General features: G+C 38.5%; 6 protein-coding genes, 15 tRNA genes and 1 rRNA gene. 1 reads left to right on the forward strand and 21 read right to left on the reverse strand.

Annotated elements, in window-relative coordinates; translation table 11 throughout:
• Positions 1–332 precede the first annotated feature (332 nt).
• From CWO92_RS24435 to sigZ, 5 genes are all read right to left on the reverse strand, one after another.
• Entirely contained in the window at positions 333–788 is a 456-nt protein-coding gene (locus CWO92_RS24435) for a CBS domain-containing protein (protein ID WP_101356788.1), read from the reverse strand.
• A gap of 212 nt (positions 789–1,000) precedes the next feature.
• A complete protein-coding gene (locus CWO92_RS24440; protein ID WP_101356789.1) occupies positions 1,001–1,495 on the reverse strand; it encodes a MarR family winged helix-turn-helix transcriptional regulator in 495 nt (164 codons plus the stop codon).
• A 494-nt stretch (positions 1,496–1,989) separates the two neighbouring features.
• On the reverse strand, positions 1,990–2,955 hold the full coding sequence (locus CWO92_RS24445) for a tRNA dihydrouridine synthase (protein WP_101356794.1): 966 nt from the start codon (positions 2,953–2,955) through the stop codon (positions 1,990–1,992).
• An 881-nt stretch (positions 2,956–3,836) separates the two neighbouring features.
• Positions 3,837–5,813 carry a S9 family peptidase gene (locus tag CWO92_RS24455; protein WP_101356791.1) on the reverse strand — a complete coding sequence of 659 codons (1,977 nt, stop codon included), beginning with the start codon at positions 5,811–5,813 and terminating at the stop codon, positions 3,837–3,839.
• Between the two features lie 720 nt (positions 5,814–6,533).
• Complete coding sequence (gene sigZ / locus CWO92_RS24460; RefSeq protein WP_101356792.1) at positions 6,534–7,064, reverse strand: RNA polymerase sigma factor SigZ; 531 nt, start codon at positions 7,062–7,064, stop codon at positions 6,534–6,536.
• A gap of 191 nt (positions 7,065–7,255) precedes the next feature.
• Here sigZ and CWO92_RS24465 point away from each other — a divergent pair, with 191 nt between their 5' ends.
• Positions 7,256–8,236 (forward strand): aldo/keto reductase, encoded by a 981-nt coding sequence (locus tag CWO92_RS24465; protein WP_101356793.1) that lies wholly within the window; start codon positions 7,256–7,258, stop codon positions 8,234–8,236.
• A 536-nt stretch (positions 8,237–8,772) separates the two neighbouring features.
• Here the strand turns inward: CWO92_RS24465 and CWO92_RS24470 are convergent.
• From CWO92_RS24470 to rrf, 16 genes are all read right to left on the reverse strand, one after another.
• Positions 8,773–8,854, reverse strand: a tRNA-Leu gene (locus CWO92_RS24470).
• 9 nt (positions 8,855–8,863) lie between these two features.
• A tRNA-Cys gene (locus CWO92_RS24475) sits at positions 8,864–8,937 on the reverse strand.
• Between the two features lie 8 nt (positions 8,938–8,945).
• Positions 8,946–9,020, reverse strand: a tRNA-Gly gene (locus tag CWO92_RS24480).
• Positions 9,021–9,026: 6 nt separating this feature from the next.
• A tRNA-Gln gene (locus CWO92_RS24485) sits at positions 9,027–9,098 on the reverse strand.
• Between the two features lie 25 nt (positions 9,099–9,123).
• Positions 9,124–9,199, reverse strand: a tRNA-His gene (locus CWO92_RS24490).
• A gap of 11 nt (positions 9,200–9,210) precedes the next feature.
• A tRNA-Trp gene (locus CWO92_RS24495) sits at positions 9,211–9,284 on the reverse strand.
• 7 nt (positions 9,285–9,291) lie between these two features.
• A tRNA-Tyr gene (locus tag CWO92_RS24500) sits at positions 9,292–9,375 on the reverse strand.
• A 9-nt stretch (positions 9,376–9,384) separates the two neighbouring features.
• Positions 9,385–9,460, reverse strand: a tRNA-Thr gene (locus CWO92_RS24505).
• 13 nt (positions 9,461–9,473) lie between these two features.
• Positions 9,474–9,549, reverse strand: a tRNA-Phe gene (locus tag CWO92_RS24510).
• 20 nt (positions 9,550–9,569) lie between these two features.
• A tRNA-Asp gene (locus CWO92_RS24515) sits at positions 9,570–9,646 on the reverse strand.
• Positions 9,647–9,685: 39 nt separating this feature from the next.
• A tRNA-Met gene (locus CWO92_RS24520) sits at positions 9,686–9,759 on the reverse strand.
• A gap of 9 nt (positions 9,760–9,768) precedes the next feature.
• Positions 9,769–9,844, reverse strand: a tRNA-Val gene (locus CWO92_RS24525).
• Positions 9,845–9,863: 19 nt separating this feature from the next.
• Positions 9,864–9,938 (reverse strand) — tRNA-Glu (locus CWO92_RS24530).
• 9 nt (positions 9,939–9,947) lie between these two features.
• Positions 9,948–10,040 (reverse strand) — tRNA-Ser (locus tag CWO92_RS24535).
• Between the two features lie 3 nt (positions 10,041–10,043).
• A tRNA-Asn gene (locus tag CWO92_RS24540) sits at positions 10,044–10,118 on the reverse strand.
• A 9-nt stretch (positions 10,119–10,127) separates the two neighbouring features.
• Positions 10,128–10,244, reverse strand: a 5S ribosomal RNA gene (gene rrf, locus CWO92_RS24545).
• Between the last annotated feature and the right edge of the window lie 29 nt (positions 10,245–10,273).

Here is a 10,273-nt window from a genome sequence, read left to right on the forward strand (position 1 = left end):
TTCAGAGGAGGGTTTTGTCCCAGCCTCTTTAAGGCGATAATGAAGCATTTGTCCCCACATTATGCTATGTAAGAGGCAGAAATAGCCAAGAAGGAATTATAAATAGCTTAAACTATTAGATTTTCTTTATTATTAGGCATAACCCCTACATTTTGAATATTTTTGCTAACGAATGCTTTTGTTGCATAGCAACTAAAAAAAGGATATATAATCAGACAGAGAACCGTCATTTGATTAATCTATTTTCAAATAACGGTTCTATGGACATCTTCATATTGTCTAAACAACTTGTGGGAAATGGTACCTGTCCCCTTATCCCAAAAAATATGATGTTATATTATGGATTTAAATGAATGCCGAATCACGTCTCCACGGCTAATGATTCCAACTAACACTCCGTTTCGTTCTACTGGCAGTTTTTTTATTTGTTTTTTTCCTAAGATGGCTGCGATATTTTCTATTTCTTCATTCCATGAAACCTTGATAACTTTTCTTTTAGCAATTTCAAGAACGTTCAATCTTAGCAATCTTTGTGTTCTCTGCTCAAATTCCTCCACATCCCGTTGGATAAAAAAATTTAAGGAAGCTGCATTGAAAATGATATCCTCATGTTTGCCAATATATCGTAAAATATCGCCGTCACTCATATATGCTATGATTTCGTTTCTATCATTTACAATCGGAAGCCCGCTGATACGATGTGAAATAAACTTCTCAATAACAGACCGGACAGTGTCATTTTCCTTTACCTTATAGACTTGTTGATTCATAATTTCATAGGCCTTCATAACTAACCTCCAAACAGAGTTAAATTAGTTGCAATTCATCCCGGAGATAATACGGCACCTAACTATATAAGTAAAAAAACATGTTCTAGCATTACAGCAATATCCTATACAATAATCTTGCTGAAAATAATATAACAACACCAATCAATTAATAAGGAGCCAAACTACCTAAGTATACGGACGCATGAAACTTTTTTCATGCATACCGCATTTCATCCAGGAAAATTATTTTGTTCCTTTACTTCTTGCAAGCCATCTTTGATTTTCCCTAACAGATTCACTAAAAGCTGTTGCTCTTCTTCCGTTGTTTTAGAGAGTATTTTCGTAACATGTTTCCTATATAGGGGAATTAATGTATCCAAAACATTATTTCCTTTTTCAGTTAAATAAATGGCTGTTTTTCTCCGATCATCGAGAGTACTTCTTCTAATGAATCCGTCCTTTTCCAGACCATCAAGTAACCCCGTCATAGTGGAGCGAGTTACTCCAATATCCTCAGCTAACTCGGAAGGATTAAGAGGACGTTCATGGTTTAGTATAGAGAATAGAACTTTTAACTTTCCATTAGACAATTCGAAATACGATAACTTGGAAGTCAGCTCATGTTCCAACTCACGTGCCAATCCTAATAATTGAATTAATATATCAAAATGACTATCCCAAAAAGATAAGCTCAACGATTCATTTGATTTTACATTTGTATTCAACGATTCTGTTCACCCCAATTAATAAGTAACCTAATTATATGGTGCCGTATTATTTCCTGTCAAGACTACATGTGCCCATTGTATTTTAAAATGGAAAGATTCATTCCAATTCTACATATAACTGCTTTATTAGGGGGTAAAGAGTAGCCTGAAGGTAAAATCAATTGCCCCAGATCTGCATTCAGATGAAACCGACAATGGAGATTTTATTAAAGTAAGTGATGGAAGGAAATAGGGTGATGAGTTTTTTAGACAGTCAGTCATTAATCAAAATGGAAGATCCTTATGGGACTTAGATAGATAAAACTTTTTAAAACAAGTAATAATCATTAGCATAAGATCAACGAAAAACTAACAAATTGGATTTGGACATAATAATTAACCAGGAACTTATTAGTTTCGTTCCTGGTTAGATATATGGATTCATATATATGGTTCTTTTTATTAGTAAAAGAATTACATGCTATGGGACAATAGACTTGTCCCTTTTTCCATCAGCATTCTTTCATAAAATTATCAAGCCTTTCACGCACTTCATCTGTTGATTTGGTGCTCATCAATTCATTCCTTAATTCACTTGCTCCTCGAAACCCTTTGACATATATCTTAAAGAAGCGGAGAAGGTGTTTGAATGGACGCGGCTCAAATTCTTTTGAATATTTATCATGAAGATCAAGCTGCAATCTTAAGAGATCCAGCAATTCCTCACTGCTATGTTCTTTCGGCTCTTTTTCAAAGGCAAATGGATTTGCAAAAATACCACGCCCAATCATAATCCCATCAACGCCATATTCCTCAACGAGCTTCAAGCCAGTTTGACGGTCAGGAATATCCCCATTGATGGTCAAAAGAGTATCTGGTGCTACCTCATCACGAAGTTTTTTAATCTCCGGAATCAGCTCCCAATGAGCATCTACTTTGCTCATTTCCTTTCTTGTACGCAGATGAATAGATAGGTTAGCGATATCTTGTTTCAATATATGTGTTAACCAATCCCGCCATTCATCTATATACGTATAACCAAGCCTTGTCTTCACACTTACAGGCAATCCCCCCGCTTTTGCTGCTTGTATGATATCGGCAGCCACTTCTGGACGGAGGATAAGACCGCTTCCCTTACCCTTAGCAGCCACATTATGCACAGGACAGCCCATATTGATATCCACACCTCGAAACCCAAGTTTCGCCACACCAATACTCGTTTGCCGAAAATATTCGGGCTGATCTCCCCATATATGTGCCACCATTGGTTGTTCATCTTCTGTAAAAGTCAATCGCCCACGCACACTCTGTTTTCCCTCTGGATGACAAAAACTCACCGTGTTTGTAAACTCTGTGAAAAACACATCAGGTCTAGCTGCTTTACTCACGACATGACGAAAAACAACATCTGTTACATCTTCCATTGGTGCAAGTATAAAAAATGGTCGTGGTAAATCACGCCAAAAATTATCTTTCATATTCAAATTCCAATCCTCTCATTATGGGATACCCAATCAAACTCTCATCCCAAAATAAAAAAGTAAAATGCTCCTGTATCATTTAACACTTATAGCACACTTTAAAGAATCAATAGTAAAATTTCAACACTATAAACTTTACTATGAACAAATAAAAAGTGCAAAGAAAATGAGCAAGAAAATAAAGGCAGTTTGGGTATAGGGGGATTAATTGCAGCAGTTCTAAAAAGTTATAAAATGCTTGTAATCGTGGTTTTTACAAACTGGCTTTAATACCTTATGTTTCATATAAAAATAACTTATTTTTAATTTTCGTTGTCCATTTGCCAATATTCCTTTTAATAAGTTCTATAGATATAGTTCCTCATATTTCATATATGGTTTCAGTCACCATGTTGTATATAAATTGTGAATATTTGATGGCAAGGAAATCCCTTTTAATTTCAATAAAGGATTACAATAATCACAGCTGCAATTTTATAGTTTCTGATTTGAATTTTTCAGACGATATAGAGGTTCGGAAAACTGAGATAAATTTGAACATATTTCTAAAATAAGGAGCTTAGGTGGGCATAACCATATATATAAAAGAGAGTAATTTTTTTCAATCCTAAAAAAGAGCATCGAAATCGATGCTCTTTTAACATAATAATGTACAGCTTTATAATGAACTTGGAAAAGAATAATTTTGACTTAAAAGAATTCATATCTAACTTAGTTGCAACATCCCAGCCCAAAAATCTCCTCCCATTCATGCATTAATAATGTTCTACCGTATTTGATTGCATAGATTGTTGTGTTCCATTATAGAAGTTATGGAGTCTATTTTACTTCGTAGAATCTTTTCAGCATTAATTCAAAGTTTACTTAAAGATCCTTTGTTAATATACCCGTTCTTCATCCAGCGGTTCTCCCAAAATATAATAAGAGAACCAATCTAAATTCTGCTTGAGAATCGCTCGATTTATTCCTGGCTTCGTCGATCCGTGCTGCATGCCTTTATATATGACTAACTTTGTATCAACACCCACGTCTTTTAAACCTCGGTAAAGTTCATAAGCATTGGGAACAGGAACGCGCGGGTCCACTTCTCCATGCTGAATTAATGTCGGTGTGGAGGCATTATTGATATACGTCATCGGTGATGTTTCGCGATAAATGGCTTCATCCTTCCACGGATCCGATCCTAAATAAAAACGCGTAAAGTGTGTAATATCCGTATTGACATAGTAAGTCATCCAGTTGGAAATACCTGCACCTACAGATATTGCCTTAAAACGATTGCTATATGTGGCACAGAATGCAGATATGTATCCCCCTTGGCTCCATCCTAAAATACCAACTTTCTCAGGGTCCACTCCTCTTGTTTCAATTAGGTAGTCAACTCCAGATATTACATCTTCATAGTCTCCAAGCCCGAGTTTTCGAATGTTGGCTTTTCGGAACGTTTCACCATATCCAGCACTGCCTCGGTAATTAGGCTCGAGCACTAAGAATCCTTTTTCCACAAATGATTCTATCGGCTGATATTTGTTTGTAGTCGGTGTGGCAAAGGATGTCCCAGTCGGCCCACCGTGGACAGCAACGACCAGTGGATAAGATTTAGAAGGATCATAATCGACAGGTAGTGAGAGAATTCCTTCAATTTCTAACCCGTCTTTCGTTTTCCAGCTAATTACTTCTTTCTTACTTTTCAATTTTCCTTCATATAACTTATATTGATCTGTTATTTTCTGATCATTCACATAAACTTCGGCTGCTTGTTCCGATGTCGCTTTTACGCAAACAAAAACTTCCCCATTCGTTGTGATCGTTGGACTTGTCGCAACTATGTCTTCCTTGTCAACTAGATAATGTAACTCATCATCTTCTGAAACAAGACCTGCTAAAATATTTGTCTTGGCTTGCCAAGAAATTAGAATACCACGATTTGTCCACATAATAGGGAAAATATTCTCATCAATCTTCTTAGCAAGACGAGTCGTTTCTTTGCTTTCCAGATGATAAGTTTCTAGAATCATATTGTTAAAAAAGGCTTTTTCCTCTAAATAACGTGTATAACAAATTTTAGAACCATCAGGTGAAAATAACACATTTTCAGTAAGTAGTGATGATACATCTAATGTGGTGATCACTTTCGTTTGCACATCTAACATATACAAGGTCTGTTCAAGATGATCTATTATACGTGGGGTTGGTGTTCCCAAAAATACCACTCTTTTTCCATCTGGAGACACATCAAAACCCTGAATGTGAACATCTAAATCGCTTATTAAGGCTATTGCTTTTTCATCATTCTTTTCACGTAAATCCTTTGGATAATGGCTCCACTCTCTATTTTGGCTATTTCCAACTTCCAAATAATACAGCATATTATACTCAAAATCTTCATCTACATAACTAAATTCACCATACATTTCCTTACGCTTCTTTTGTTTCTCTGATTCCCCGCGCTGTGTAAGATAAAAGATTCCTTTTCCATCCGGTGACCATTTAAAACTATCAACATTAGTTTCTGAATATGTAACTTGGATACGGTCAACCTGATCACTCGAGTGTAGAAAAATTTGTTTTCTTTTTTTATCCCCATCTCCAACAAAAATTAAATAAGCAAGCTGCTGAGAATTCGGTGACCACCTTGGGTGCATACTCTCAATATTACCAGCAGATACAGGGTAATGCGTTTCTTTTTGCCTATCATAAACCCAAACATGCTGCGGATAACCGTTACCATCCCAGTCCGCGGTTTGTTTAACATAGGCTACTTTCTTTCCATCAGGACTAATAGCCGTATCCCTAAATTGAGGTAATGATATAACTTCTTCAATGGTTAAATATCTTTGCTCATTGTTACTCATTTCTTTCTCCCCCTAATTTATATTTATCTATTAATCTATTCGACATTAGTTTTAAAAAATCATCTTCAATTTAAAAACTTTAATTAGTGGGACAAAGGGACAGGCACTTTGTCCCTGGTGTAACAGAGACAAAGTGCCTGTCCCGCGCCTCCCTTCAATGTGCGAACTAAAACTGGTTTATCCCCCATTTGCTCTAGAACGGATTTATACGCCTTCTTTGAGTTTAGTGACTTCAATTGCCTTTTTCTCTTTTTCTTATTTCGCTTCTTTTTCTTCTGGTTTTTTATACTCAACGACATTTACTAATAATTTTTGCTCCTCTTCGTGTAAATCCTCAATTATCGTTCTTCTTTTTACCATTCTCAACACTCTTTTATTGTTAATAAGGTAGGTAGCACCATATTTTTACGTACACGATTATAAGATCCGACCAAAACAAAAAGGATTGCGTGTTCAGCCATAATGACTAAACCCACAATCCTTGTTATACCGCAGAAGAAGCGGATTTTAGTTAAATAATACATACCGTTTATCAGGATTTCTAATATTCTTTATTTTTGTCATTGCATTAATATCAAACGGTCTTTAAAAAGAAGAAACATTTCTGTTGATTTGAAGGGGATATATAACAGGAACATTCAACGATTTTCGCATCAATAAAAAAAATGGCCTTCATTTCCCAATATCTTTGTATGTTAGGATTTACACATAGCCTTGCGGTTATTTTTTCAAAATACGAAAGTCGATGATATTTCCATATCGATCTGATTCAATATGACAGCACCCTACCAGCAGTTGTTTTAATTTTTCGCGTCCACGTTGAACCCTTGATTTTGCTCCTGAATAAGAAATACCTAGTTTTTCGCATAATTCTTTTTGTGTTAATCCTTGGATTTCAGTGAGTTCGAGAGCTTCGCGATACATTCCCGGTAATCTTTTAATAGTTGACTGAATACACATAGCTGCTTCCTTTGTAAAATTTTCCTCGGTGGTTTCGTCGTAGAAATAAATATGATCAGGAAATTTTTCGTTTGATTTTTCTTTGCGATAAAAATCAATAATGGTATTTCGGGTAATCTGATAAATCCAACCATGAATTTTTTGTTCATCAATCAGATTCGGGAGATGAACTTGTATTTTTATAAATACGTCTTGTAGGATATCATCAACCATAGATTGATCATGAACTCTAAACGAAATAAATTTTTTTAATGGTAGGTGAAATTTATTCCAAAGATATTCTACATCCACTTGAGATACCCCCTGTTAATTATTTATAATTCTTGCGTCCATTTCAAGTTGATTTCGTCTTTTTTATAGTAACAGAAAGTAAGAAGGTAGTTGAACAATTTGATTTCAGTAAAAGACAAAATGTTATAAGTAAGATAATCAACAACATTAACATCTGTTACACGAAAAAAATAAAAATGGAGGGGTTTATTTTGGAATATACCTATTTAGGAAGAACAGGATTACGTGTTAGCCGTTTGTGTTTGGGTACCATGAATTTTGGAGTTGATACAGATGAAAAGACCGCTTTCCGTATTATGGATGAAGCGCTCGATGCAGGAATTAATTTTTTCGATACTGCCAACATCTATGGCTGGGGAGAAAATGCAGGAGCGACAGAGAGCATAATTGGAAAATGGTTCTCGCAAGGGGGACAACGCCGAGAGAAAATCGTTCTGGCAACAAAAGTTTACGAGCCGATTTCTGATCCGAATGATGGACCAAATGATGTGAGAGGTTTGTCTCTTTACAAAATCAGACGCCATCTAGAAGGGTCACTGCGACGGTTACAGACAGATCATGTAGAATTGTATCAAATGCATCATATAGATCGGCGGACACCATGGGATGAAATATGGGAAGCTTTCGAGACTCAGGTACGATCAGGGAAAGTCGACTATATTGGATCAAGCAACTTTGCAGGCTGGCATTTGGTAAAAGCACAGGCTGCAGCAGAGAAAAGGAATTTTATGGGGATTGTCACTGAACAGCATAAGTATAGTTTATTAGAGCGAACAGCTGAGATGGAGGTATTACCGGCTGCGAGAGATCTTGGTTTAGGTGTAGTTGCGTGGAGCCCTATTGCAGGAGGGCTTCTCGGAGGCCATGCCTTAAAAGATAATGTTGGAACTCGAACAGCTAAAAGGGCTGATTTAATTGAAAAGCACCGTACACAGCTTGAGAGATTTTCTGCTTTATGCAAGGAACTAGGGGAAAGCGAAGCTAACGTCGCTTTGGCGTGGGTCCTTGCAAATCCAGATTTGACAGCCCCAATTATTGGACCAAGAACCATAGAGCAGCTACGTGACGTCATTAGAGTGGTTGAAATTAGTTTAGAAGAGGACATTCTCCGCGAATTGAACGAAATCTTTCCAGGGCCTGGGGGAGAGACACCTGAGGTATACGCTTGGTAAGCATTTTTAATAGAAGTGAAAACAAGCCATTTTAAAAGACATTAAGAAATTTCGCAAACTGCTAGATGAACACCAGAAACAAGTTAAAAGTTCAGTCCCTATTGAAGAATAGGGGCGTTTTTTATTCACCCAAAAAGCAGCATAGTTTAATCAAGAAGGGAGATTCTAGAAAATCAAATAAAAAACTCAGTTAACCTAAACGCACGTGTATCCTTACATGAGTTATTTAGCACGAATAAAAAAGATTGGCATATTTGGTTAATGGAGCAATATGGTTTACTAGAAAAAATAGTAGGATATTAGAATTAGGTTGCGGGAGTGGTATTTTTGGGGGTTAAGAACAAAAATCGTGTTCCAAATAATTGGAGAATAACTCTTTCCGATTTTTCATTAGATTGCTTAAAATTCTCTAACCGCAACATTTAGTATAGAACCATAAATATTATAGAAACAATAAAAGGATTGCATGTTCAGTCATAATGACTAAACTCACAATCCTTGTTATATCGCGAAAAAAGGGTTTTAGTTTTACAGAATACCGGTGGTCGGGGTCGAACCGACACTCCAGAAGGAACACGATTTTGAGTCGTGCGCGTCTGCCAATTCCGCCACACCGGCACAATATGATGGAGGCGGCAACCGGATTCGAACCGGTGGTAAAGGTTTTGCAGACCTCTGCCTTACCACTTGGCTATGCCGCCATTTTATTTGGAGCGGAAGACGGGATTCGAACCCGCGACCCCCACCTTGGCAAGGTGGTGTTCTACCACTGAACTACTTCCGCATAAAGCTGGGCTAGCTGGATTCGAACCAGCGAGTGACGGAGTCAAAGTCCGTTGCCTTACCGCTTGGCTATAGCCCATTAATAATATTACTTAATATATTTATGGGGCGACTAGTGGGAATCGAACCCACGAGTGTCGGAGCCACAATCCGATGCGTTAACCACTTCGCCATAGCCGCCATTATATGATTGGCAGGGGCAGTAGGAATCGAACCCACACTGAAGGTTTTGGAGACCTTAGTTCTACCTTTAAACTATGCCCCTATAGAGATGGTGGAGGGGGACGGATTCGAACCGCCGAACCCGAAGGAGCGGATTTACAGTCCGCCGCGTTTAGCCACTTCGCTACCCCTCCGAAACCTACTGGTGCCGGCCAGAGGACTTGAACCCCCAACCTACTGATTACAAGTCAGTTGCTCTACCAATTGAGCTAGGCCGGCAATATTATATAAATGGTGGCTCAGGACGGAATCGAACCGCCGACACAAGGATTTTCAGTCCTTTGCTCTACCGACTGAGCTACTGAGCCTATGTATATTTTATTTAAAATGGCGGTCTGGACGGGACTCGAACCCGCGACCTCCTGCGTGACAGGCAGGCATTCTAACCAGCTGAACTACCAGACCAAAGTACTTTCAAGTTTCCTTGAAAATATCTCATTTTAATTGCGGGGGCAGGATTTGAACCTGCGACCTTCGGGTTATGAGCCCGACGAGCTACCGGACTGCTCCACCCCGCGACGATTATATGGTGGAGGATGACGGGATCGAACCGCCGACCCCCTGCTTGTAAGGCAGGTGCTCTCCCAGCTGAGCTAATCCTCCAGTAATTATTTAATATTAATGGTGACCCGTACGGGATTCGAACCCGTGTTACCGCCGTGAAAGGGCGGTGTCTTAACCGCTTGACCAACGGGCCACATATATCTGGCGGAGAGCAAGGGATTTGAACCCTTGAGACAGGTTTTGCCCGCCTACACGATTTCCAATCGTGCTCCTTCGGCCACTCGGACAGCTCTCCGTATGGCTCCACAGGTAGGATTCGAACCTACGACCGATCGGTTAACAGCCGATAGCTCTACCACTGAGCTACTGTGGAATAATGCCAGCTTGGCGACGTCCTACTCTTGCAGGGGGACAGCCCCCAACTACCATCGGCGCTGAGAAGCTTAACTTCCGTGTTCGGGATGGGAACGGGTGTGACCTTCTCGCTATAGTCACCAAACCATGTGACACATTCTATTATATATCATT

The organism is Heyndrickxia camelliae (assembly GCF_002844575.1).
In the GTDB taxonomy this organism is placed as follows: Bacteria; Bacillota; Bacilli; order Bacillales; family Bacillaceae_C; genus Margalitia; species Margalitia camelliae.

Coding starts and splice junctions, on each gene's coding strand:
- CWO92_RS24435 (WP_101356788.1), bottom strand. CDS start 788: ATGAAGGCCTATGAAATTATGAATCAACAAGTCTATAAGGTAAAGGAA.
- CWO92_RS24445 (WP_101356794.1), bottom strand. CDS start 2,955: ATGAAAGATAATTTTTGGCGTGATTTACCACGACCATTTTTTATACTT.
- CWO92_RS24455 (WP_101356791.1), bottom strand. CDS start 5,813: ATGAGTAACAATGAGCAAAGATATTTAACCATTGAAGAAGTTATATCA.